Source organism: Limnohabitans sp. 2KL-3, assembly GCF_001269405.1.
Classification (GTDB): domain Bacteria; phylum Pseudomonadota; class Gammaproteobacteria; order Burkholderiales; family Burkholderiaceae_C; genus Limnohabitans_A.
Map to the genome: position 1 here is coordinate 1 of NZ_CXON01000019.1, position 25032 is coordinate 25032.

Genomic DNA, 25032 nt, shown 5'->3' on the forward strand with positions numbered 1-25032 from the left:
AAGCCGCAACCCGAGGTGCAGATCCGGGGGGACGGTCAGAGTGATTTTGAGTCGGTGGGGCGGGTGATGTACGCGGTGCAACGCGCGGGCATCACCAAGGTCGGCTTCATCACCGAGCCGAGCAACTGAAACAGACACAGGCAAGGAGCCCAAAATGGGAATGAATGTAGGAACAAGCGCCAGCGACGAGCCCGAGGTGATCGTGGACATGAACACCACGCCGCTGATCGACGTGATGCTGGTGCTGCTGATCATGTTGATCATCACGATTCCGGCGCAGTTGCACTCGGTGAACCTGGACATGCCGCTGCCCAGCAACGCGGCCAAGAAGGTGGAGCCGGTGGTGATTCGCATCGATGTGGATGCGGCCAGTGTGGTGAACTGGAACGGCAAGCCGGTGGAGGGCCGTGCGGATTTGGAGGCCAAGCTCAAGGAGGCGGTGGCGATGCAGCCGCAGCCGGAGCTGCACATTCGCTCGCACGCCAAGGCCAAGTACGAGGCGACGGCGGGGGTGATGGCCAGTGCGCAGCGCATCGGGCTGACCAAGCTGGGCATTGTGGGCTCTGAGCAGTTCGTCAATTGAGCGCCATGAACTTATTTCCGCGTTTACTCGGTGATGTGGGGGGGACCAATGCGAGGTTTGCCTGGCAGACTTCAGCCAGTGCACCCCTGTCCCACATTCAAGTGCTGTCATGCTCGCAATACCTTGGCATTGCCGAAGCGATTGAGGCTTATCTGACAGGCAACGGTCTGACATCGCCGGTGGCCGCCGGCATCGGGATCGCCAACCCCGTCACGGGCGACCAGGTCGTGATGACCAACCATCATTGGTCGTTTTCAATTCAACAACTGCAACAACAACTGTCTTTGAATCGACTCCAGGTCATCAATGACTTCACAGCCTTGGCCTTGTCATTGCCTTGTCTGACCCCGGAGCAAAAAGTCCAGATTGGCGGCAAGGAGCCCATTCAAAATGCACCTGTGGCCTTGTTGGGCGCGGGCACAGGTTTGGGGGTCTCTGGCTTGATGCCATTGGGCCAACATGTGTTGCCCATTTCTGGCGAAGGTGGCCATGTGACGCTGGCTGCTCAAAATGCCAAAGAGTTTGCGGTCATTGAGCGCATTGGCCAAAAATACGGACATGTGTCGGCTGAACGGGTTTTGTCTGGCCAAGGCTTGGTCGATCTGTATTGGGCTTTAGCCCAGAACACGGGCCTGCCTGCGCAAGCAGTGCAGGCCAGTGAAATTACCCAGTGGGCACTCCAGGACAAAGACCCTTTGAGTCTGGCTTGCCTTGACATGTTTGCAGGCTTTCTGGGATCGGTTGCAGGAGATTTGGCCTTGACTTTGGGCGCTCGGGGTGGCGTCTACATTGGCGGGGGGATTGTGCCCCGCCTGCTGGGATGGTTTGAACACTCCCCTTTTCGCCAGCGTTTTGAGGCCAAAGGCCGATTTGCCACTTACCTCCAAGACATCCCCGTCTGGGTCATTCAAGCGCACGAGTCTCCGGCACTCCTGGGGGCGGCACGGGCACTTGACCAAGCTTGATGCCCATCAAAAAAGCCGCATCAAGCGGCTTTTTTGTGGGTGGCACTTTTGCGAGGGATCAGTCAGCGTACTTGCCAGCTGCGTCCACCGCAGCTTTGATTTTCACCATTTCGGCAGCCACAAATTTCTTGTGCTCAGCCGGATCAGTGCGGTTGTCGGTCACCACCAAAGCGCCCAAGCCTTCGTTCTTTTTGATGAACTCAGGGTCTTTCAGGGCTTTCTTCAGGGCATCGTTCAGCGTTTTGGTGATCGCTGCGGGCGTGCCTTTGGGCGCGTACAAACCGTGCCAGATGGTCAGGTTGAAGTTCTTCAGGCCCATCTCTTGCAAGCTGGGGTAGTGCTTGAGCACAGGGTGTGACGCCAAAGGCTTGGCGGTGGTGACCGCAAAAGCCTTGACACGACCACCCTCGATCTGGCTGGTGGTGTTGGTGGTCTGGTCACACATCACATCGACTTGGCCGCCGATCAAGGCGGTCATGGCGGGCGCGGTGCCACCAAAGGGGATGGTGGTCATCGCGTCTTTGGTCTGCAAGTTGGACTGCCACAAGAGGCCACAAATGTGAGAGGCGGACCCTAAACCGGCGTGAGCGATGTTCAGCTTGCCCGCGTTGGCACGGATGTAGTTTTCAAAGTCGCGGTAGGTGTTGGCGGGCAGCTGGGGCTTGCCGATCAAGGTCATGGGCACGTCGTTGACCATGCCCAAAAACTCGAAGTCTTCCAGTGGTTTGTAGGCAATTTTGCGGTACAGGGCAGGCGTAGCGGCCATGCCGATGTGGAACAACAAAAGTGTGTGGCCATCGGGATTGGCTTTGGCCACTTTGGTGGCACCAATGGTGCCGCCAGCGCCAGCGGCGTTTTCGACCACAAAGTTGCTGCCCGGAATTTGCTTGCGCATGGCTTCGGCCAAATCGCGTGCAACACGGTCAGTGGGGCCACCTGCCGTGAAGGGCACCACGATGGACACAGGCTTGTTGCCAGGGAAAGTTTGGGCTTGTGCCCCGATGGATACGGCGGCCAAAGCGGCCAAGGCAAACCATTGCTTCATTTACTCACTCCTAATTTTGAACGTGGCAGTTTAAACCACCAAGAGTGGCAGAAATTCTCGGTCATGACTGAGTCCGCATGCGGGATATGGCCTTGATGGGCCATGGATTTGGGCCAACAGGCCGCTCTTTGTCTGCATGCGTGCGCCTTGTGCACCTCTTGCACAGTGGCGCATCAGGTTCAAGCGGTCATTGGTAACTGCGGGCGTCCTCGATCACCTTGCCGTCATTGGCCAAGCTGCCCGCAGCGACCAAATGCACCTCACCACGCAGTTTGGTCACATCGCGAACGGCTTCTGACACTCGGGCCTTGAGTGCCTCATCCGCCAAGGTGGCCGTTTCGACGTGCAGCGCCATCTGGTCGTTGGCCATCTCGCCGGTCACCACCAAACGGGCTTTGCTCACTTCGGGAAAGCGCTTGACGATCTCGGCCACTTGGCCGGGGTGCACAAACATGCCGCGAATTTTGGTGGTCTGGTCGGCCCGGCCCATCCAGCCCTTGATGCGCTGACCGGTGCGTCCGGTGGGGCAGGTGCCTGGCAAGATGGCCGACAGGTCGCCCGTGCCAAAACGGATCAAGGGGTAGTCGGGGTTGAGTGTGGTGATGACCAGCTCGCCCACTTCGCCCTCGGGCACCGGGTCGCCGGTGCCGGGGCGCACGATCTCCACAATCACGCCCTCGTCCAGCACCAGGCCTTCACGCGATGCGGTTTCGTAAGCGATCAAGCCCACGTCGGCGGTGGCGTAGCACTGGTAGGCGTCCACACCATGCGCTGTCATCCAGTCGCGCAGGCTGGGCGGGAAAGCCTCGCCCGAAACGAGTGCCTTGCGCAAGCTGGGCAGGGCCACACCCATCTCGGCGGCTTTTTCGAGGATGATTTTCAGGAAACTGGGCGTGCCGATGTAGCCCGCAGGCTGCAACTCGGCCATGGCCGTCACTTGCTGCTCGGTCTGGCCAATGCCGCCAGGGAACACGGTACAGCCCAAGGCATGGGCACCGGTTTCCATCATGGAGCCTGCAGGCGTGAAGTGGTAGCTGAAACAGTTGTGGATCAGCTCGCCCGGGCGAAAGCCCGCCGCGAACATGGTGCGGGCCATGCGCCAGTAATCGGCGCGTGTGCCTTCGGGCTCATAAATGGTGCCGGGGCTGGCAAACACGCGGGTCATGCCTGGGCCAAAACCCAGGGTGCTGAAACCACCAAACACATTGCCGCCTGCCACACGCGCAGCTTTTTGACGCTCCAGCAATTCGTATTTGCGGATGACCGGCAAAGCGGCCAAAGCGGTCCGGCTGTTGACGCTGGCAGCATCGACATCACGCAGCAAATCGGCAAACGCCGGAGCATGGGCTTTGGCGTGTGCGACTTGCGCGGGCAAGGCGGCCATCAAGGCGACTTCACGCGCTTGTGGGCTGCGGGTTTCGAGGGCGTCGTAATGCATCATGGGTGCTGTGCGGGTCAATGGTGGCGCACGCCCCTGCGTGCAAAAAACAGTGTTGTGGGTAAGCCATTCGCGCACAGGGGCACGCGCCCACAAGGGGGAAATTTCGGTTTTCGGACCCTCAAGCCAACCAGCGCTTGCGGCGCTTGTAGCTCTTGACGTCCTTGAAGCTCTTGCGCTCCCCGCCGCCCATGCCCAAGTAAAACTCTTTCACATCTTCGTTGGTGCGCAGGTCTTCGGCCGCGCCGTCCATCACAATGCGGCCCGACTCCATGATGTAGCCGTAGTCGGCGTACTTGAGCGCCATGTTGGTGTTCTGCTCGGCGATCAGGAAGGTGACTTTTTCCTTCTCGTTCAAGTCCTTGACGATGTTGAAGACCTCTTCAACGATCTGCGGGGCCAAACCCATGGAGGGCTCGTCGAGCAACACCATGTTGGGGTTGGTCATCAAGGCGCGACCAATGGCGCACATTTGCTGCTCACCGCCCGAGGTGTAGGCCGCTTGCGAGGTGCGACGGGTTTTGAGGCGCGGGAAATAGGTGTAGACCTTGTCCAAGTTGGCCGCGATTTCGCCCTTGTCGGTGCGGGTGTAGCTGCCGGTCATCAGGTTTTCTTCGATGGTCAGGTGGGCAAAGCAGTGACGGCCTTCCATCACCTGCACCACACCCCGGTTCACCAGGTCGGCAGGTGAGAGGTTTTCGATCCGCTCGCCACGCAGCTCGATCGAGCCCTTGGTCACAGCCCCGCGCTCGCCTTGCAGCAAGTTGGAAATCGCCCGCAGCGTGGTGGTCTTGCCCGCGCCGTTGCCGCCCAGCAAGGCCACAATGCCTTGCTCGGGCACCTGCAGGGACACGCCCTTGAGCACCAGGATGACGTGGTTGTAAATGACTTCGATGCCATTGACGTTCAGAACAATGTTTTTGTCGCTCATGGACTGTGCCTTTTCAAATTCTGGGGTTCAAGCCAAATGAAACCGCTGCACGCAAGGGTTTCATGTGGCATCTGCCGCTGGCGCAAGCCATGGGCAGATGCAGCCCGCCACTTGCGCAGCGGGCTGTTCACCGATCAGGACTGGCAATCCGCAGGGGTGCGGCGTGTGATCTTCTTCTCGGCGGCGTACTTGTCGGCAGCGGCCTTCACCATGGGCTTGATGATCTGCTCATCGGCCTGGTACCAGTCGCTGGAGAACTCCCACTTGCTGCCGTTCCATGTGTGGATACGGGCCCAGTTGGCACCCATGTGGTCAGCGCACGATGTGGAGATGGGACGCAACACACCCTTGAAGCCCAGGGCATCAAGTTTGGGCTGGGTCAGGTTCAGGTTTTCATAACCCCAGCGTGCTTGCTCGCCGGTCATGACTTTGCCCTTGCCGTATTTCTCTTGGGCTTGACGCACACCTTCAACCGCAAACATGGCGCTGAACAAACCGCGCATGTACAGCACTTCACCCACTTCGTCCTTGGGGCCAGTGCCTTGGTTCTTGGCGTGCAACTTCTCCAGCACTTCCTTCACGATCGCAGAGCCCTTTTCGGTGCCGTGCTGCATGGTGATGGCGTTATAGCCTTTGGCACCCATGCCCACGTCTTTGACGTCAGGCTCGGCACCCGCCCACCACACGCCATAGATTTTTTCGCGAGGGTAACCGGTGGCTTGCGCTTCTTTGAGCAAGGTGGAGTTCATGACGCCCCAACCCCAGTTGACCACGTAGTCAGGACGGCTTTGACGGATTTGCAACCAGGTGGATTTTTGTTCCACACCAGGGTGCGTCACAGGCAACAGGCTCAGCTTGAAGCCGTGCATGGCAGCACGCTCTTGCAAGATCGGGATGGCTTCTTTGCCGAAGGGGCTGTCGTGGTACACCAAAGCGATGTGCTTGCCCTTGAGCTTGTCAGCACCACCGGCTTTTTTAGCGATGTCCTGGATGATCACGTCACCGGCCACCCAGTAAGTGCCGGCCAAGGGGAAGTTCCACTTGAACACGCCGCCGTCAGCCGATTCGCTGCGGCCGTAACCTGCGGTGATCAAGGGGATCTTGTCGCCAGGGGCTTTTTCGGTCAGGGCAAAGGTGATGCCGGTGGACAAAGGCTGGAACACGGTTGCGCCGCCGTTCTTGCCTTTCAGGCGCTCATAGCATTCCACGCCGCGGTCTGTGGCGTAGGCGGTTTCGCACTCTTCAAAGCTGAGTTTGACGCCGTTGATGCCACCGCGTGCGTTGACCAGCTTGAGGTAGTCGACATAGCCGTTGGCAAAGGGCACGCCGTTGGGGGCATAAGCGCCGGTGCGGTAGACCAACACGGGGAAAAACTGCTCTTTGGTTTGGGCCGTGGCCACGGTGCTGACCAGCGCACTGGCAAGACCGGCAGCCGCCAACGTGGTGGCCAAGGCGAGTTGACGAAGCTTCATGGTTTGTCTCCTGTTAAAAAAGGGAAGCACTTGGGGTAAAAACACTCGGAAAAATCTCTGCGCATCAGTGCGGGAAGGGCCACAGACGCAGCTTTTGCTTGGCCACCGACCACAGCTTGGCCAGGCCATGCGGCTCCACGATCAGGAACCACACAATCAGCGCACCAAAGATCATGAACTCGGTGTGCGATACGGCAGCCGTCGAGATGCTGACCCCCACCATGTCACCTGCCCAAGGCAGGAACTGGTTCAGGAAAATCGGCAAGATCACGATGAATGCTGCGCCAAAGAAACTGCCCATGATGGAGCCCATGCCGCCGATGATGACCATGAACAGCAACTGGAAGGAACGGTCAATCGAGAAGGCCGCTGGCTCCCACGAACCCAGATGGACAAAGCCCCACAGGCCGCCAGCCACACCGACGATGAACGAACTCACGGCAAAAGCGCTGAGCTTGGCGTACACCGGCCGAATGCCGATCACGGCAGCGGCCACGTCCATGTCACGAATGGCCATCCATTCGCGGCCAATGGCCGAGCGCACCAGATTTTTGGCCAACAAACCAAACACCACCAAAAAGACCAAGCAGAACAGGTACTTTTGCAAAGGGGTGTCGATGGACCAACCCAACACATTCAGGTTGGACACCGAGACCGAGCCCGAGGCATTGTTGTTGGTGAACCAACCCACGCGCAGGAAGGCCCAGTCACAAAAGAACTGCGCTGCCAGCGTGGCCACCGCCAAATACAGGCCTTTGACGCGCAAGCTGGGAATGCCAAAGAACATCCCCACCAAGGTGGCAAAAAAGCCCCCGGCCAACAAAGCCACGATCAGGGGCATGCCCTCGATGCGGATGTAGGTGTTGTAGGCCATGTAAGCCCCGACCGCCATGAAGGCACCGGAGCCGAGCGAAATTTGGCCGCAGTAGCCCACCAAAATGTTCACCCCCAAAGCCGCCAGCGACAGGATGAGGAAGGGGATCAAGATGGCGCGGAACATGTATTCATCGGCAATGAAAGGCACACCGATGAAGGCGAAGGCGATCAGCGCCAGGATGGCCCAGCGGTCTTGCGCAATCGCAAAGATCTGCTGGTCACTGCGGTAAGAGGTCTTGTACTGACCGTTTTCTCTGTAAAACATGCTTTTTCTCCTTACACGCGGTCGATGATTTTTTCGCCGAACAGGCCTTGCGGACGGAACAGCAAGAAGACCAGCGCCAGCACATAAGCAAACCAGATTTCAATACCACCGCCCACATAGGGGCCGAGGTACACCTCGGACAACTTCTCACCCACCCCAATGATCAGGCCGCCGATGATGGCGCCCGGCACGGAGGTCAGGCCGCCCAAAATGATGACCGGCAAGGCGCGTAAAGCCACGGTGGTCAGCGAGAACTGCACCCCCATCTTGGAGCCCCAGATGATGCCGGCCACCAAGGCGGTGAGACCCGCCACGAACCAGACGATCACCCAGATGCGGTTGAGCGGAATGCCAATCGACTGCGCCGCTTGGTGGTCATCGGCCACCGCACGCAAGGCGCGGCCGGTGCTGGTCTTTTGGAAGAACAGCGACAAGACCACCACCAGCAAAGCCGCGATGCAAGCCGCATACACGTCTTCCAGGTTGACCAGCACGCCACCAGGAAACACAGAGTCGAACAAAAACACCGGGTCTTTGGGCATGCCCACGTCGATCTTGTAAATGTCGCTGCCAAAAATGGTCTGACCCAGGCCGTCCAAGAAGTAGGTGATGCCCAAAGTGGCCATCAACAAAGTCACACCTTCTTGGTTGACCAAATGGCGCAGCACCAATCGCTCGATCAGCCAAGCCAAAGCAAACATGATGACGGCCGACAGCGCAAAAGCGATCAGGTTGCCCAAGAACTTGTCTTCAATGCCCAGCCAGCCGGGCACCCATTCAGAAAAACGGGCCATGGCCAAAGCCGCGAACAAGACCATTGCGCCTTGCGCAAAGTTGAACACGCCCGAGGCCTTAAAAATCAGCACAAAACCCAGCGCCACCAGCGCATACAGCATGCCGGCCATGAGACCACCCAGCAAAGCTTCCAGAAAAAATGCCATGTCTTGTTCTCCTTAGTGGCTGGTGCCCAGATAGGCACTGATCACGTCTTCGTTGTTTCGCACTTCTTCGGGGGTTCCGTCGCCGATTTTTTTGCCGTAGTCCAGCACCACCACGCGGTCCGAAATGTCCATCACCACGCCCATGTCGTGCTCGATCAACACGATGGTGGTGCCGAACTCGTCGTTCACATCCAGAATGAAGCGGCACATGTCCTGCTTTTCTTCCATGTTCATGCCAGCCATGGGCTCATCGAGCAAGAGCACCTTGGGCTCCATGGCCAGGGCGCGACCCAAGTCGACCCGCTTTTGTAAACCATAAGGCAATTGGCCCACAGGCGTTTTGCGAAAGGCCTGAATCTCCAAGAAGTCGATGATGTGCTCGACAAATTCCCGGTGCACCTCCTCCTCGCGCTGTGCAGGGCCGATGCGCAGCGCCTGCATGAAGAGGTTGCTTTTGATGTGCAGGTTGCGGCCGGTCATGATGTTGTCGATCACGCTCATGCCCTTGAACAAGGCCAAATTTTGGAAGGTGCGGGCAATGCCCATCTCGGCCACTTGGCGGCTGTTCATGTGGTCAAACTTTTGGCCACGGAAAGTGATGCTGCCCTCTTGCGGTGTGTACACCCCGTTGATGCAGTTGAGCATCGAGCTTTTGCCCGCGCCGTTGGGGCCAATGATGGCCCGCACTTCGTGCTCACGCACGTTGAACGAGATGTCGGTCAGCGCCTTCACGCCGCCGAAACGCAAACTGATGTTGCTGACGTCCAGGATGACGTCGCCGATTTTTTTGGTCATGCTGCTGCCTTCACGGGTGTGAATGTTTTGGCGTCGGAAATCTTGAGCGTGGCGCTGACGCTGCCGGTGCGGCCGTCTTCGAACTTCACCACGGTCTCGATGAACTGCTCGGTCCGGCCTTCGTACAGGCCATCGACCAAGGGTTTGTATTTGTCGGCGATGAAGCCCCGGCGGACCTTGTTGGTGCGGGTCAACTCGCCGTCATCGGCGTCCAGCTCTTTGTGCAAGATCAAGAAGCGCGAAACTTGGCTGCCCGCCAACAGGGCATCTTCGGCCAGGTCGGCGTTGACCTTTTCCACACACTCTTTGATGAGCTGGTACACCTCGGGCTTTTGCGCCAAGTCGGTGTAACCGGCATAGGGCAGGTTACGGCGCTCGGCCCAGTTGCCCACGGCGTCAAAGTCGATGTTGAGCATCACGCACACTTTTTCGCGCTGGTCGCCGTAAGCCACCACCTCTTTGATGTGCTGGAAGAACTTGAGCTTGTTCTCAACATACTTGGGGGCAAACATGGCGCCATCGTTGGCACCACCTTGGATGCGGCCCACGTCTTTCACGCGGTCGATGATCTTCAGGTGACCGTGCGAGTCGATGAAACCCGCATCGCTGGTGTGGTACCAGCCATCAGGCGTCAACACCTCGTCGGTGGCCTTCTGGTTTTTGTAGTAACCCTTGAGCAAACCGGGCGACTTGACCAGGATCTCGCCGTTGTCAGCCACCTTGATCTCCACCCCTTTACACGGCACACCCACGGTGTCGGCACGCGCTTCGTTGTCGGGCTGCAAGCACACAAACACAGCGGTTTCGGTCGAGCCGTAGAGCTGCTTGATGTTCACGCCGATCGAACGGAAAAAAGTGAACAGGTCGGGGCCAATCGCCTCGCCTGCGGTGTAGGCCACACGAACGCGGCTGAAACCCATGTTGTTGCGCAAGGGGCCATACACCATGAGGTTGCCCAAGCCATACACCAATCGGTCCATCAGGCCGACCGACTGGCCGTCCATCAAGGCGGGGCCGACTTTCTTGGCCACGCCCATGAAGTGGTGGAACAGCTTGCGCTTGAAGCTGCCCGCGTCTTCCATGCGGATCATCACGCTGGTCAGCATGCCTTCGAACACGCGGGGGGGGTGCGAAGTAATACGTGGGGCCAATCTCTTTGAGGTCGATGGTCACGGTGGCACCCGACTCAGGGCAGTTGACCACGTAGCCGCACACCAGCCATTGGGCATAGCTGAAGATGTTTTGGCCGATCCAGGCGGGCGGCATGTAGGCCAGCACGTCTTCGGCGCTGGTCAGCTTGTCAAACTCGGCGCCTGCTTCAGCCCGGTCGATCAGGGAACTGTGCGTGTGCACCACACCCTTGGGGTTGCCCGTGGTGCCCGAGGTGAAAAACATCGCGGCCACATCGGTGTAGGCTGCTTTTTCAACTTCTTCGCTAAAGAACTGGGGGTGCTGCTGGGCAAATACCCCGCCTGCAGCGATCAGCTCTTCGAGCGAGCCCAGACCGTCTTCGGTGTACTTGCGCAAGCCGCGTGGATCGTCGTAGTAAATGTGGGTCAGCTGGGGGCACTGCTCGCGCACTTCCAGCATCTTGTCGACCTGCTCCTGGTCTTCCACCACGGCAAAGCGCACTTCGGCGTTGGTGATGGGGAACACGCATTCCGCAGCGGCGGCGTCTTGGTACAGCGGCACAGGAATCGCGCCCAGCGACTGCGCGGCCAGCATGGTGGCGTAAAGACGCGGGCGGTTGGAGCCAACCACGATCAGGTGCTCGCCGCGTTGCAAGCCCGCCTGGTGCAAACCGCAGGCCACGGACCGGACCAAGCCGGCCAAATCCGACCAGCTGGTGGTTTGCCAAATGCCATATTCTTTCTCGCGCAATGCGGGCGCTGTGGGGCGCTCGGCAGCATGCTTGAGCATCAAACGGGGAAACGTTGTTTGCATGACCTGACCTGTCTCCAATAACGGTGCATTGAACGCAATGCGACTGAACTGGGACGGATGTTAGGCAGTCATTTGACGCCAAGTTGTCGTTTGGACGACAATTTAGGGAAGACCCCTAGCTCATCTGACCACTGACTGACAACACCCTTTGAATATGCCCAAAGAAAACACCCTTCACCAGCGCCGCCGTGCACCCACGCCAGCCGAACTCCATGAAGTGCCTTGGTTGAGCCTGCTCACCCCAGAGGAGCGGCTCAAAATTGTTCCTCAATTGGTGGTCAGCGACCCCCAAACCGGAGATTTGGTTTGCAGGGTGGGCAAGCCCGTCACCTATTGGTTTGGTGTGATTTCAGGCTTGCTCAAAATGAGCAGCGACAACGAGAGTGGCCAAACCATGACTTTCACAGGTGTCCCCCCGGGTGGCTGGTTTGGTGAGGGCACCGCCCTCAAGCGCGAGATCTACCGCTACAACATCCAGGCCCTGCGACCCAGTGTGGTGGCAGGCCTTCCCGTGGACACCTTTCATTGGTTGATTGACCACTCTTTGGGCTTCAACCGCTTCATCATGAACCAGCTCAACGAGCGGCTGGGCCAGTTCATCGCCGCCCGCGAACTGGACCGCATGAACAACCCCGAGCTGCGTCTGGCCCGCCACTTAGCGGCATTGTTCAACCCCGTGCTGTTTTCAGGTGTGGGCGAGGTGCTGCGCATCACCCAACAAGAGCTGGCCTATCTGGTAGGCTTGTCGCGCCAACGTGTGAACGAAGCACTGCGCGTGCTGGAGGCTCGGCAACTCATTCGGGTGGAATACGGTGGCTTGCGAATTTTGGACCTTCAAGGACTGCGCACCGCACAGTTTTGAGCCCCCTTTGTCTTGACTTGAGTCATGTGGGTGACGCAAACGGCCCCGTCACTGGGACTAACCCTGTGTTTGACCGCAAGGGCCACCGCTACGCTTCAGCGCGGACAACTCACCCACTTTTTGGAGACCCCTCATGTTCAAGAAAATCGCGACCTGCGCCGCCGTGCTGACGCTCGGCCTGGGTCATGCCATCGCCCAAACCCCAGCTGCCGCCCCACCACCCGCCTGGAAACAAGGCATGGGCGCCGACATGGCCAGCTCCACCCTGGCCCCCTTGGCAGGCAAGCTGACAGTCACCCCTGCGGCCGACATCCCCCTGAACAAACTCAAACTGCCACCAGGCTTCAAGATCGAAATCTGGTCCACAGGCACACCTGGCATTCGCGCCATGAGCCGTGGCGAAAGCGGCAAGATTTACGCCGGCACACGCGGCCTGGGCCGCGTTTATGAGATCAGCGACAACGGCAAAGAGCGCACCAGCCGCGTGCTGGTCGACAAGCTGAACCAACCTGCTGTCACCATGCACAAGGGCAACCTGTACGTCATGGGCATTGACAAGGTGCTGCGCTACGACGGCATCGAAGCCAACCCCAACGCCCAACCGGTGGACATGACAGCCGCCTTCAATTTGCCCCCGCTGCAACACCACAATTGGAAGTACCTGAGCTTTGGCCCGGACGGCAAGCTGTATGTGCCTTTTGGTGCACCTTGCAACATCTGCGAGCCCGGTGCTGAATACGCCCAAATTCGCCGCTACAACGCCGACGGTTCGGGCATGGAAGTGATCGCCAAAGGCGTGCGCAATACGGTAGGCTTTGACTGGCACCCCGTGACCAAAGAAATGTGGTTCAGCGACCACGGCCGTGACTGGATGGGTGACAACGGCCCTGAGGACGAACTCAACCGCATGCCCAAAACAGGCTTGAACTTCGGCTTTCCTTATTGCCACGCCAATGGGGTGCCTGACCGCGACATCAAGAAGGACAATCCCTGCGACGGCGTGACCTTGCCCGTGACCACCATGGGGCCCCATGCTGCCGTGATGGGCGTGCATTTTTACACCGGCAACATGTTCCCTGCCGAGTACAAAAATGCGCTGTTCGTGGCCCGCAAAGGCTCTTGGAACCGCACCCAAAAATTCGGCTTTGACGTGGCCATGGTCAAAACCGATGCCGAAGGCAAAAACGCCCAGGTCACGCCCTTCCTGACCGGCTTCAAGGACGATGCAGACAACAGCTTCTGGGGCCGCCCCACTTACATGCTGCAAATGCCCGATGGTTCGATGCTGGTCTCTGACGAGCAACTGGGTGCCATCTACCGCATCTCGTATGCCAAGTAATGGTCCGTTGAACATCAGGGCGCTGGCAACAGTCGCCCTGATGTTGACCTCGGGCTGCTCCGTGCTGGCGCAAACCACTGCGCCAGCTGTTTCAGGCACAGCCCAGGTCAACGCCAGCATCAAAGCCCCCGAACGCGCCGCCCAATGCATGGCTTGTCATGGACCGGGCGGTGTGTCGCAAATCCCGGCCATTCCCTCATTGGCTGCTCAGCCTCGGGTTTTCATTGAAAACCAGCTGGTGCTGATCCGCGAAGGCCTGCGCGATGTGCCCGCCATGAAAGGCTCGCTCGATGGTGTGCCCGACGCCGAATTGACGGCACTGGCCCGTTACTTTTCTGCACAGCCTGCCCCGGCCATCGCCAAAGGCTCAGTCGATGCCCAAAGCTTTCAGCGCGGCAAAGAATTGGCCAAGGCGGCCCTGTGCGGCACCTGCCACCTGCCCGCACACCAAGGCCGCGACCAAGTGCCCCGGCTGGCCAGCCAGCAAGAGCAGTTCTTGCGCGACGTGATGAAGGAATACCGTGACAAGCCCGGCCCGGGTCGGGACACCGTCATGGCTGCAGCGCTGTATGGCATCAACGATGCGCAACTCAAGGACCTGGCGCACTTTTTTGCGCACAGCCCCTGAAGGGTTCTGATCAAAAAAAGGGACAATGGTCACCCAGCCGACTTGGCCCTTTTTTTGATTCAGCACACCCATGACCCAGCCCCCGGCTTTTAAACGCGCCCCCCGCCCCGAAGGCAAAGGCGACGCTGCTGCCCCCAGCGGTACTTCTCGCCTGAACAAACGCATGGCCGAACTGCGCATGTGCTCGCGCCGCGAAGCCGATGCCTGGATCGAGCAAGGCTGGGTCAAAGTCAATGGCTTGCCCGCCAGCATGGGCCAGCAGGTCACGCTGTCCGACCGCATCACCATCGACAAAGCCGCCGAGCAACAGCAAGACCGACAAGTGACCATCTTGCTGCACAAGCCCATGGGCTATGTGAGCGGCCAGGCCGAAGACGGGCACGAACCGGCCATCACCCTGATCAACCCGCGCAGCCACTGGGGCGGCGACCCGTCCAAGCTGCGCTTTACCCCGCCCCACCTGCGGGGCCTGGCCCCGGCCGGACGCCTGGACATCGACTCCACCGGCATGCTGGTGCTGACACAAGACGGCCGCATAGCCCGTCAATTGATCGGTGAAGACTCCGAGATGGAAAAGGAATACCTGGTGCGCGTGGCCTACACCGGTCACGAAAACACCGCCGCCGCCACGGCCGCATCGGCCACCTATGGCGGCAAAGCCAACCAACTCACCGTGATTGGCGACTTTGACCGCGTGAGTGCCAATGTGCAAGCCGTGTTCCCCAAGACACTCCTTGAACGCCTGCGCCACGGCCTGAGCCTGGACGGCAAACCCCTCAAGCCCGCCAAAGTCGACTGGCAAAACCCCGAGCAATTGCGCTTTGTGCTGACCGAAGGCAAAAAGCGCCAGATCCGCCGCATGTGCGAGCAAGTGGGCCTGAAAGTGGTGGGTCTCAAACGCATCCGCATGGGCGGTGTGCAGTTGGGGCAAATGCCGGCAGGGACTTGGCGGTATTTGGGGCCGAACGAATCGTTTTAAGCTTGCCGTCGGGGCTGAAGCCACCGACCTAAAAAATACCCCGTAGGTCGGCGGCTTTAGCCCCGACAAGCTCACCAACAACCTTTGGAGACGCCCTATGACCCTGAAATTCAAAGCCGCCTTTGTCATCGCCAGCGCACTGACCACGAGCGCGGCCTCAGCCCAAACCGGCAGCCTCAACGCGATTTGCAGCACTGACCAAAGCTGGTGCGAAATGGCCGCCAAAGAGTTCACCAAGGCCACCGGCATCACCGTCAACCAAACCCGCAAAGCCACTGGTGAAGCCTTGGCGCAAATCCGCGCCGAAGCAGCCAACCCCAAGACCGACATCTGGTGGGGCGGCACCGGCGACCCGTTTTTGCAAGCCGCCGAAATCGGTCTGTTGGCACCCTACCGCCCCGACTACCTGAACGACCTGCACGGCTGGAGCGTGCGCCAATACGCCATGACACAAAACATGGTGGGCGGTTTCTACACCAGCGCGATTGGCTTTGGCTGGAACACCGAACTGCTCAAGAAAAAGAAACTGCCTGCGCCCCAATGCTGGTCCGACGTGATCAAGCCCATCTACAAAGGCGAGGTGGAAATCTCACACCCCGCCTCCAGCGGCACGGCCTACACCATCCTGGCAGGGCTGGTGCAGATGATGGGCGAAGACGCGGCTTTTGAGTACATGAAAGCCCTGCACAAAAACGTGACGCAATACACCCGCAGCGGCACCGCCCAAGCGCCCAATGTGGCCAAGGGCGAAGTGGCCGTCGGCATCAGCTTCATCTTTGGCTTTGACGGCTGGCGACACAACAAATACCCCGTGGCCACCGTGGCCCCCTGCGAAGGCACCAGCTACGAAATCGGCGGCATCGCCTTGGTCAAAGGTGCACGCAACGCAGCCAACGCCAAGCGATATTACGACTGGCTCATGAGCCCGGCAGGCCAGAGCATCGGCGCCAAAGCCGACAGCCTGCAAAGCCCGGCCAACAAAACCTTCAAGCCCGATCCGCGCATCCCCTCCATGGACAACGTGCGCCTGATCAAGTACGACTTTGAAAAGTACGGCAAATCTGCCGAGCGCCGCCGACTGTTGGAGCGGTGGAATAAGGAAGTTGGGGCGTTGTCGCAATGAATGGGGCTAGAATTCAAATTTCTTACCATTTCTCGATCGATGAGGCATCTCATGTCCACCACCACAACCCTGTCCAGCAAATTCCAGATCTCGATTCCTAAAGGGGTTCGCGAAGAACAATCTTGGGTGGCGGGCCAAAAATTTGTGTTCATTCCCAAAGGCAAGGGCATGCTGCTCATGCCCATGCCTGAACTCAAAGACTTGGCAGGTTTGGCCAAGAACGCCAAATCCAAAGAGCACCGCGACCGCAAGGATCGGGTGTAATGCCTTCAGCGCCTTCGCTCCGTTGGTGTGTGGTGGACACCTCTGCGTGGATCGAGTTTCTGATGCTCACACCACTTGGCAAAAAATTGGCACCTCACTTTCCCACACAAGATCAATGCATCGTTCCCACGCTGGTTCAATTGGAACTGTCCAAATGGATGCTGCGCGAAATGGGCGAGGACGAAGCCGATCAGGTGATTGCCTACACGCAGGAATGTGTCGTCACACCGCTGGACACAACGATTGCCCTGCTGGCCGCCCAATTGAACAAAGACCACAAACTGGCCACAGCCGATGCCATTGTTTACGCCACTGCCCTGAACAAAGGCGCGACATTGCTGACCTGCGACGCCCATTTCGAGCATCTGCCCCATGTGGTGTACTGGTCCAAAAAAACCATCCATTGAGCGTCAACGTTTACCCCTCTTGAAACCATGCCTGACGCCCCAAGCTAATGGGCGTTTTGGTTTTTTGATCTTTTGTTTTTTACCCCTTTGAATTGATATGAGCAAACAAACCCATGCCTTTCAGGCCGAAGTCGCGCAACTGCTGCACTTGGTCACCCACTCGCTGTATTCCAACCAAGAGATCTTTTTACGCGAGCTGATCTCCAACGCCTCGGACGCCTGCGACAAGCTGCGCTTTGAAGCGCTGAACAACAACGGCCTGTACGAAGACGCGCCCGACTTGCAAGTGCGCTTGTCCTTCGACAAAGCCGCCAAGACGCTGACCATCACCGACAACGGCATCGGCATGACGGCGCAAGAAGCCATCGACCACTTGGGCACGATTGCCAAGAGCGGCACCAAAGACTTCGTGAGCAAGCTGAGCGGCGACCAGAAGTCAGACGCGCAGCTGATCGGCCAGTTCGGCGTGGGCTTTTACTCAGGCTTCATCGTGGCCGACAAGATCACCGTTGAAACCCGCCGTGCAGGCGCGGCAGCAGCCGAAGGCGTGCGCTGGATCAGCGGTGGCACGGGCGACTTCGAGGTCGAAACCATTACCCGCAACGAGCGCGGCACCAGCGTGATCCTGCACCTGCGCGAAGAAGCATTGGAATACGCCAATACATGGAAGCTGAAAGAAATCGTCGGCAAATACTCCGACCACATCAGCCTGCCCATCTTGATGGAAAAGGAAGAGTGGAAAGACGGCGAGCTGATCGAGCCGAACAACGAAGAAGGTGGCCGTCAACCCGGCGGCATGGTCAAGACCGGCGAGTGGGAAACCATCAACAAAGCCAGCGCTTTGTGGACCCGCTCCAAGAAAGACATCACCGACGAGCAGTATGCTGATTTTTACAAACAGATCAGCCGCGACTTTGAAGCCCCGCTGACCTGGACCCACAACCGCGTGGAAGGCAGCACCGAATACACCCAGCTGCTCTACATCCCGTCCAAAGCGCCACAAGACCTGTGGAACCGCGACAAGAAGGCGGGCATCAAGTTGTACGTCAAGCGCGTGTTCATCATGGACGAAGCCGAAGCGCTGATGCCCAGCTACCTGCGCTTTGTGAAGGGCGTGGTGGACTCGGCCGACCTGCCGCTGAACGTGAGCCGCGAGCTGCTGCAAGAAAGCCGCGACGTGAAAGCCATCCGCGAAGGCTGCACCAAGCGCGTGCTGTCGATGCTGGAAGATTTGGCCAAACACGACAAAGCCCCAGAAGCTACCGAAGAAGTCACCGACGTTCTGAGCGACGAAGACAAAGCCAAGATCGGCCAGTATTCCAAGTTCTACGCCGAGTTCGGCGCGGTGCTCAAAGAAGGCTTGGGCGAAGACTTTGGCAACAAAGACCGCCTGTCCAAGCTGCTGCGTTTTGCCTCATCGACCCACGACACCGTGAGTGTCAGCTTTGCCGACTACAAAGCCCGCATGAAAGAAGGCCAGGACGCCATCTACTACATCACCGCAGACACCCTGGCAGCAGCCAAGAACAGCCCGCAGCTCGAAGTCTTCAAGAAAAAAGGCATCGAAGTGCTGCTGATGACCGACCGCGTGGACGAGTGGGCGCTGAACTTTGTGCACGAGTTTGACGGCACCCCGTTGCAAAGCGTGGCCAAAGGCGCGTTTGACCTGGGCAAGTTGCAAGACGAAGAAGAGAAGAAAGCCGCCGAAGACGCGGCCGAAACCTTCAAACCCGTATTGGCCAAGCTCAAAGAAGCGCTCAAAGACAAAGCCGAAGACGTGCGCGTGACCAGCCGCTTGGTGGACAGCCCCGCCTGCCTGGTGGTGACCGACGACGGCATGAGCATGCAGCTCGCCCGCATGCTCAAGCAAGCTGGGCAAAGCGCCCCTGAAGTCAAGCCCGTGCTCGAGGTCAACCCCGAGCACGCGCTGGTCAAAAAGCTCGACGGCTCGGTCCACTTCTACGACCTGGCCCACATCCTGTTTGACCAGGCCCTGCTGGCCGAAGGCGGCTTGCCCGCAGACCCTGCGGCTTATGTGAAGCGGGTGAATGCTTTGCTGAGCTGATCAGCATCTGACCGAACAAAAAGCCCTGCCGGACTAGAGTCTGGCGGGGCTTTTTTGCGTCTGATGCCCTGCAAACCCTTGACGGGCTTGGGTTCTTACAAATCGAAGTTTCAAACTTAGATTTGTAAAAAATGTGCCCGAGCACGGCGACAAGCACTCTTAAGCCCCGGAATGCGGGTCGTCCTTTGGAGCTGCTCTGTTGATTCGGCCTTGTGAAGTTTGATGTGAAAGGCTTATCTTGGGTACAGCGATAAACTCTGCGATCGGTGAGGGGGCCCTGCGGACTGAGCGATGTGTGGTGGTCTGCGAGGCTCTATCGCGGCGAGGGCGCCGCTCCCACATAAAAGGGTTGATGCAAATACCATCGGGCCGAATCAATAAGCTCAGGCCTTCAAAGCCTCCTTGTAAACCGAGTTCACCGGCTGGGCCATCACCTTGCGCAGCAGGGGCTCAAAGCTTTCGATGGGCAGTGTGTCGTAGCTGGCGTCAAATGCGGGATCGTCGTAAAGCGCAATGAACTCTTCGGTGCGGGCGTAGTGGGGGTGGTCTTTGAACATGTCGCGCATGTTTCGGTCCATGCCGATGTGGTGGAAGAAGTTGTAGCCCTGAAAAATGCCGTGGTTTTGCACCATCCACAAATTGGCCTCAGAGACAAAGGGCTTGAGGATGGCGGCGGCAATGTCGGGGTGGTTGTAGGTGCCCAGCGTGTCCCCAATGTCGTGCAGCAAAGCGCACACCACGTATTCATCATCACGCCCGTCGCGCAAGGCCCGGGTGGCGGTTTGGAGGCAGTGGGTGTAGCGGTCCACCGGAAAGCCGCCGTAGTCGCCGTCGAGCAGCTTCAAGTGCGCGATCACGCGGTCGGGCAGCGACTTGGTGAATTGCATGAACTCCCCGGCAATCAGGGCCCAGTCTTGCTGTGTGCTGTCTTGCATGCGAATAAATTGGGCACGGTCGTTCATGGGCACTCCTGAATTTTGAAGCCACCAGCGTACAGGCTCGGATGCCTGCGAACTGTCCAATAGATGACTGCCCAGCAAGGAGCGGGCACCCTTGTTGATCCGGCCCTGTTCAGTTTGAAGTGAAAGGCGTTTCTTGGCATGGCGATGAGCTCTGCGATCAGTGTGGGAGCCCCGCCCTCGGGGCGAGGGTCTTTTTATGGGAGCCTCGCCCTCGGGGCGATTGTTGGTGGTCTGCGGGGCTTTTCGCGACGAGGGCGTCGCTCCTACAGGGAGATGCCCTGCTTTGTGTGGGAGCCCCGCCCTCGGGGCGATTGTTGGTGGTCTGCGGGGCTTTTCGCGACGGGGGCGTCGCTCCTACGGGGACATTGCCCTGCTTTGTGTGGGAGCCCCGCCCTCGGGGCGATTCTTGGTGGTCTGCGAGGATTTTCGCAACGGGGGCGTCGCTCCTACAGGGAGATGCCCTGCTTTTTGTGGGAGCCCCGCCCTCGGGGCGATTCTTGGTGGTCTGCGAGAATTTTCGCGACGGGGGCGTCGCTCCTACAGGGACATTGCCTTGCATTTTGTGGGAACCCCGCATCGGTGCCCAGTAACCCAAAAGACAACCGCCCCATCGTCCATCGGCTAAATTGTCAGAATGAACACCCTTCCCGCCGACCCTGCCCTCATTGATTCCCGTCAAGCCGCCTGGCGTTTGCTGGTCACGCTGGGGCTGGTGGTGCTGGGCAACAGCAGCATGTACATCGTGTCGGTGGTGCTGCCGGAGGTGCAGGCCGAGTTTGGGGTGGGCCGGGCCGATGCTTCGCTGCCTTACACGCTGATGATGATCAGTTTGGGCCTAGGCGGTTTGCTCACGGGCCGCATGGCCGACCGGCACGGCTTGATGCCCGTGCTGTGGGTGGGTGCGCTGGCGGTGTGTGGCGGTTTTGTGTGGGCGGGCATGTCGGGCAGCATTTGGGCTTTTGGCTTGGCGCATGCGCTGATGGGCTTTGTGGGCAGCTCGTCCACCTTTGCGCCCCTGATGGCCGACACCGCTTTGTGGTGGAACCGCCGCCGGGGCATTGCGGTGGCCATTTGCGCCAGTGGCAATTACATCGCGGGCACGATCTGGCCGCCGCTGGTGCAGCGCGGGGTGGAGACCATCGGCTGGCGTCAGACCTACATCATGCTGGGCATTTTTTGCGGCGTGGGCATGTTTTTGCTGGCCACACGCATGCGCCAGCGCCCGCCACTGGTGACCCTCACATCGGCCAACGCGAACGCGCCGGTGCTGGACCGCAGCCGTCCGTTTGGCCTCAAGCCCTCTTTGGCGCAAGGCTTGTTGTGTGTGGCGGGGGTGGCGTGTTGCGTGGCCATGTCCATGCCGCAGGTGCACATCGTGGCCTATTGCACCGACTTAGGGTTTGGCGCGGCACGCGGGGCCGAAATGCTTTCGCTCATGTTGGCCAGCGGCATCGTCAGCCGCTTGGTGTTTGGCGTGATCAGTGACCGCATCGGCGGCATCCGCACATTGCTGCTGGGCTCCATGTTGCAGGGTGTGGCGCTGCTGATGTTTTTGCCGTTTGATGGCATGGTGCCCTTGTACATCGTCTCGGCCATGTTCGGGCTGTTTCAGGGCGGCATCGTGCCGGCCTACGCGATCATCATCCGCGAACACTTTGACCCCAAAGAAGCCGGTGCCCGGGTGGGCGCTGTCATCATGGCCACTTTGGTGGGCATGGCCTTGGGGGGCTGGATGTCGGGCTGGGTGTTTGACCTGACAGGCAGTTACCACGCGGCGTTTTTGAATGGCATCGCGTGGAACTTGCTCAACCTGTGCATTGCGAGCTGGTTGTTTTGGCGGGTTCGAAACACCGAACGCCTCACCACCCGTTGACCCCCAAGTCCCGATGGGGAGTCATGCCACCGTCAAGCACCCCAGGCCAGCCGACGACCGCTGACACGGTCAAACACATGCGCCTGATCGGCTGACCATTGGAGGTGCACCCGTGCTGTACAGCACTCCCACACATCCACACCCCGGTGACCCTTTTGGCAAGGCCACACAAGGTGCGCAATCAGCGACTGGCAAAAAGTACTTGCACCACACGCCAAAAGACCATCACCCAAACCAAGACTGCCGCCCACGACATGAGACCCAAGGTGCCCGCCCAAATGGCCTGCGCACTGGAAGCACCGTGCGCCAAAGCCCGGGTTTGCAACACATCCATCAGCCATAGCCAAATCATGGCGGCACCCACAATGCCCACGGTGCGGGTCACCAGGGTCAAACTGCCCGACAGCCCCCGCGCAGAGTCCGGCAAGGTGGCCACCACTTGCTCGGCATAGGCCACCTGGAACACCCCCAAACCCAGACCCTGGAGCGACAAGGCCAAAGCCATGAATGGCCAAGCTTGCGTCATCGACAGGGCACCCGCCCAAGTCAGCCCCAAAGCCATCGCCAACAGCGCCACATGGCCCACACCCCGAAGATCCATGCGGCGCAGCAATACAGGCGTCAAACCCGAACCGGCCAACACGCCCAAAGCCCAAAGTGACAGCATGGCACCACTGTGCACGTCACTCCAACCTGCTGCAGGCAAGGCATAGGGCAAACTCAGGGCGACGGTGAAACTGCAAAACTGGACCCCCACACTGGCCAGATTGACACCTGCAAAATCTGCATTGCGCCGCATCAGCTGCCACAGGCCCATGACGCTGACCGAGGGGTTACCCTGGCCTGGTGCACTCAATGTTTGCGCACGCAAATGACGGGCCAACCCAGGTGTACACAGCACGGCCAACAACACAATCGGGACCCTGAATCCGTAAACTCCGGACCAACCGACATACCGCATGCTCAAGCCTCCCAAAAACGGGGCCAGCAAACCCGCTGCGGCAAACATGGCACCGTAGATGGACAGTGCACGCGTACGCTGTCCATCCCCCAGCAAACGCATGGCCAACGCAGGTGCGCAAGACAAAGTCAGCGCCACGCCAATGCCCTGCAAAACCCGCCCGGCCAACAACCAGCCGTAGGCCGGGGCAACAGAACACACCCCCAAAGCCAGCGCCGACACCCACAAACCCCAGCGAAACACGCGCAAGTGCCCCCACCGATCCCCCAAGACACCACAAAACAACATCAGGCTGCCGTACGTGATGACATAACAAACCGCCACCCAGCGGATGTCGGCTGTAGCCAAGGCAAAGGCCTCGGTCATGGCCGGAAAGGCCATGTTGACCGCAAAGTCGAGCGGGGCGATGGCGGCACCACAACCGACGATGGCAAAGCCCAGCCAAGGTGTGCCGGAGCGGGACGTGTCAGAGAAGGGGGAAGAAGGCGAAGGCATGGTGGCTCTGCGTGGCTGCAAGCCCCGTGGGGCGCATGGCCCCGTTCGCGCTTGAAACCCTGCCCCGCGCGGGCGGGACAGGGTGGGTCAACACAAGATCACTTGCTGACGGTGGCGTAGTACATCTTGGGCGCATCGTTGGAATTGTGCGCGATGCTCACGTTCTTCTTCATGGACCAAGGGCGCATCTGGTGGTGCAGGGGCACATACAGGGCTTCGTCGCGCGTGATGGCCAAGGCTTCCTTGAGCATGTTGTCGCGCTTGGTCTTGTCCATTTCGGTCTTCATGGCTTCGGTCAGGGCGTCCACCTTGGCGTTGCTGATCTTCAGGAAGTTGAAGTTGCCATCCGAGCCCGTGGTGCGGGTCATGACCAGGGACTGCAGAGAGTACTGCGCGTCGTAAGTGGCCACACCCCAGCCCAGCAGGTAGGCGCTGGAGTCAAAGTTTTGGACTTTGACAATGAAGCTGCTGAAGTTGGTGGCATTGAGCTTGGCGCGGATGCCCACTTTGGCCCACATGTTGACCACGGCCTGACACACCTCTTCGTCGTTCACGTAGCGGTTGTTGGGGCAGTCGAGGGTGAAGTCAAAGCCATTGGCGTAACCGGCATCGGCCAGCAGTTTTTTGGCACCGTCCAGGTCAGGCGGGGAGACCTTGTCCAACTCGGCTGTGTGGCCATTGACGCCAGGCGCCACCATGATGGCCGCTGGCACCGACAGGCCGCGCATGATGCTGCGCTGGATGGCCACCCGGTCAATCGACATGTTCAAGGCTTTGCGCACGCGCACATCCTTGAAGGGGTTGGGGCCTTTGGAGCCGTATTTCAATTCGTTGGAGCCTTGGTCCACGCCAATGAAAATGGTGCGCACTTCCGGGCCATCGAGCACCGACAAAGCCGGAGTGGAGCGCAGGCGGGCCACGTCTTGTGTGGGCAAGTCGGTCACGATGTCCACGTTACCCGCCAACAAAGCAGCGATGCGGGTGGGGTCGGATTTGATGGGGGTGTAGACCACATCGGTCACGTTGCCAGGCAACTTGTCCCACCAGGACTTGTTGGCGGTCATGACCAGGCGCTGATCGGCCACCCACTCCTTGATGACATACGGGCCAGTGCCGTTGGCGTTGGTGGAGGCGAAGGTGATTTCCTTGGCCTTGTAGTCCTGCACTTTTTCGGACTTGTTCTTCACCGCCCAGGCCTTGCTCATGATGAAGAAGGTGGTGAAGCTGTTGAGCAAGGTCGGGTTGGGTTTGTCCAGCACGACGTCAATGGTGTGGTCGTCGATCTTGGTGATGCCTTTGACACCGGCCACATAAATTTGCATGGTGCCTTGTGGCTGGCGGATGCGGTCAAAAGAGAACAGAACGTCGTCGGCGGTGAAGGCCGAGCCATCCTGGAATTTCACATTCTTGCGCAGGTTGAAACGCACCGTGGTGGGGTTGACCACCTGCCAGCTGGTGGCCAGAGAAGGCTCGACCTTGTAGTTGCGGTCGTAGCGCACCAGGGGTTCGTAGGCATGGCCCACGATGTTGTTGGTGGTGGCGTGGTTTTGCGCGTGCGGGTCCAGCGTCAGGATGTCGTTTTGAGCGGCCCACCTGAGTTCGTTGGCCTGCACGGCACTCACGAAGACCAGCGTCGTGGACAAACCACAGGCCAGCGCGAGCAAGCGTGTGGTGCGAAGGATGGGTTTCAACATGCAGATTCCTGTCTTGGTTGTTTGACATTTCATTCTAGGCAGCAGGCTGGGCAGGCGCAAGGCAGAAAACCTAGGGTTTATGCGGTGTCCAAGGGCATGAACGGCTGAGATGATCGTCTTTGCTT

22 protein-coding genes and 1 pseudogene are annotated in these 25032 nt (G+C 59.2%); 12 read left to right on the plus strand and 11 right to left on the minus strand.

Features of this window, described 5'->3' with window-relative positions; translation table 11 throughout:
• The 3 genes from AMM41_RS17665 to AMM41_RS17675 form a co-directional block, all read left to right on the plus strand.
• Positions 1-129 (plus strand): ExbD/TolR family protein (locus tag AMM41_RS17665; protein ID WP_194944857.1); only part of this gene is annotated, 129 nt, incomplete at its 5' end.
• A gap of 25 nt (positions 130-154) precedes the next feature.
• Positions 155-583, plus strand: a complete 429-nt coding sequence (locus AMM41_RS17670; RefSeq protein ID WP_089962391.1) for an ExbD/TolR family protein — start codon at positions 155-157, stop codon at positions 581-583.
• 5 nt (positions 584-588) lie between these two features.
• The gene (locus tag AMM41_RS17675; RefSeq protein ID WP_089962395.1) at positions 589-1548 is read left to right on the plus strand and encodes a glucokinase; all 960 of its coding nucleotides are present in this window, start codon (positions 589-591) and stop codon (positions 1546-1548) included.
• A gap of 58 nt (positions 1549-1606) precedes the next feature.
• Here the strand turns inward: AMM41_RS17675 and AMM41_RS17680 are convergent, their stop codons facing one another.
• From AMM41_RS17680 to AMM41_RS17715, 8 genes and pseudogenes are all read right to left on the minus strand, one after another.
• Positions 1607-2593 (minus strand): tripartite tricarboxylate transporter substrate-binding protein, encoded by a 987-nt coding sequence (locus tag AMM41_RS17680; protein ID WP_089962398.1) that lies wholly within the window; start codon positions 2591-2593, stop codon positions 1607-1609.
• 187 nt (positions 2594-2780) lie between these two features.
• A complete protein-coding gene (locus tag AMM41_RS17685) occupies positions 2781-4034 on the minus strand; it encodes a phenylacetate--CoA ligase family protein (protein ID WP_089962402.1) in 1254 nt (417 codons plus the stop codon).
• Positions 4035-4152: 118 nt separating this feature from the next.
• The gene (locus tag AMM41_RS17690) at positions 4153-4962 is read right to left on the minus strand and encodes an ABC transporter ATP-binding protein (RefSeq protein WP_089962405.1); all 810 of its coding nucleotides are present in this window, start codon (positions 4960-4962) and stop codon (positions 4153-4155) included.
• Positions 4963-5096: 134 nt separating this feature from the next.
• Complete coding sequence (locus AMM41_RS17695) at positions 5097-6434, minus strand: ABC transporter substrate-binding protein (protein WP_089962408.1); 1338 nt, start codon at positions 6432-6434, stop codon at positions 5097-5099.
• A 64-nt stretch (positions 6435-6498) separates the two neighbouring features.
• On the minus strand, positions 6499-7575 hold the full coding sequence (locus AMM41_RS17700) for a branched-chain amino acid ABC transporter permease (protein ID WP_089962412.1): 1077 nt from the start codon (positions 7573-7575) through the stop codon (positions 6499-6501).
• An 11-nt stretch (positions 7576-7586) separates the two neighbouring features.
• Positions 7587-8516, minus strand: coding sequence for a branched-chain amino acid ABC transporter permease (locus AMM41_RS17705; RefSeq protein ID WP_089962417.1), 930 nt, complete (start codon positions 8514-8516; stop codon positions 7587-7589).
• A 12-nt stretch (positions 8517-8528) separates the two neighbouring features.
• Positions 8529-9311: an ABC transporter ATP-binding protein gene (locus AMM41_RS17710; RefSeq protein WP_089962420.1), complete on the minus strand. Its 783-nt coding sequence runs from the start codon at positions 9309-9311 to the stop codon at positions 8529-8531.
• Positions 9308-11255, minus strand: a pseudogene (locus AMM41_RS17715) (long-chain fatty acid--CoA ligase). Before AMM41_RS17715 ends, AMM41_RS17710 begins: the two are co-directional and overlap by 4 nt.
• 154 nt (positions 11256-11409) lie before the next feature.
• Between AMM41_RS17715 and AMM41_RS17720 the strand changes: the two are divergent.
• From AMM41_RS17720 to htpG, 8 genes are all read left to right on the plus strand, one after another.
• Positions 11410-12117, plus strand: coding sequence for a Crp/Fnr family transcriptional regulator (locus tag AMM41_RS17720; protein ID WP_089962423.1), 708 nt, complete (start codon positions 11410-11412; stop codon positions 12115-12117).
• Between the two features lie 133 nt (positions 12118-12250).
• On the plus strand, positions 12251-13456 hold the full coding sequence (locus AMM41_RS17725) for a PQQ-dependent sugar dehydrogenase (RefSeq protein ID WP_089962427.1): 1206 nt from the start codon (positions 12251-12253) through the stop codon (positions 13454-13456).
• Positions 13457-13496: 40 nt separating this feature from the next.
• Positions 13497-14084: a c-type cytochrome gene (locus AMM41_RS17730; protein WP_228769341.1), complete on the plus strand. Its 588-nt coding sequence runs from the start codon at positions 13497-13499 to the stop codon at positions 14082-14084.
• Positions 14085-14154: 70 nt separating this feature from the next.
• The gene (locus AMM41_RS17735) at positions 14155-15063 is read left to right on the plus strand and encodes a pseudouridine synthase (RefSeq protein ID WP_089962435.1); all 909 of its coding nucleotides are present in this window, start codon (positions 14155-14157) and stop codon (positions 15061-15063) included.
• Positions 15064-15160: 97 nt separating this feature from the next.
• A complete protein-coding gene (locus AMM41_RS17740; protein WP_089962438.1) occupies positions 15161-16186 on the plus strand; it encodes an ABC transporter substrate-binding protein in 1026 nt (341 codons plus the stop codon).
• 51 nt (positions 16187-16237) lie between these two features.
• Positions 16238-16450 carry an AbrB/MazE/SpoVT family DNA-binding domain-containing protein gene (locus AMM41_RS17745; RefSeq protein WP_089962442.1) on the plus strand — a complete coding sequence of 71 codons (213 nt, stop codon included), beginning with the start codon at positions 16238-16240 and terminating at the stop codon, positions 16448-16450.
• Positions 16450-16857, plus strand: coding sequence for a type II toxin-antitoxin system VapC family toxin (locus AMM41_RS17750; RefSeq protein ID WP_089962446.1), 408 nt, complete (start codon positions 16450-16452; stop codon positions 16855-16857). Before AMM41_RS17745 ends, AMM41_RS17750 begins: the two co-directional genes overlap by 1 nt.
• Positions 16858-16954: 97 nt before the next feature.
• Positions 16955-18922, plus strand: a complete 1968-nt coding sequence (gene htpG, locus AMM41_RS17755) for a molecular chaperone HtpG (RefSeq protein WP_089962450.1) — start codon at positions 16955-16957, stop codon at positions 18920-18922.
• Between the two features lie 383 nt (positions 18923-19305).
• On the opposite strand, the gene AMM41_RS17760 is transcribed toward htpG, so the two are convergent.
• Positions 19306-19884 (minus strand): HD domain-containing protein, encoded by a 579-nt coding sequence (locus AMM41_RS17760; protein ID WP_089962453.1) that lies wholly within the window; start codon positions 19882-19884, stop codon positions 19306-19308.
• Positions 19885-20518: 634 nt separating this feature from the next.
• Here AMM41_RS17760 and AMM41_RS17765 point away from each other — a divergent pair.
• A complete protein-coding gene (locus AMM41_RS17765) occupies positions 20519-21757 on the plus strand; it encodes an MFS transporter (RefSeq protein ID WP_089962458.1) in 1239 nt (412 codons plus the stop codon).
• 181 nt (positions 21758-21938) lie between these two features.
• Here the strand turns inward: AMM41_RS17765 and AMM41_RS17770 are convergent, their stop codons facing one another.
• On the minus strand, positions 21939-23213 hold the full coding sequence (locus AMM41_RS17770; protein WP_146186325.1) for an MFS transporter: 1275 nt from the start codon (positions 23211-23213) through the stop codon (positions 21939-21941).
• Positions 23214-23311: 98 nt separating this feature from the next.
• A complete protein-coding gene (locus tag AMM41_RS17775) occupies positions 23312-24907 on the minus strand; it encodes an ABC transporter substrate-binding protein (protein ID WP_089962607.1) in 1596 nt (531 codons plus the stop codon).
• Between the last annotated feature and the right edge of the window lie 125 nt (positions 24908-25032).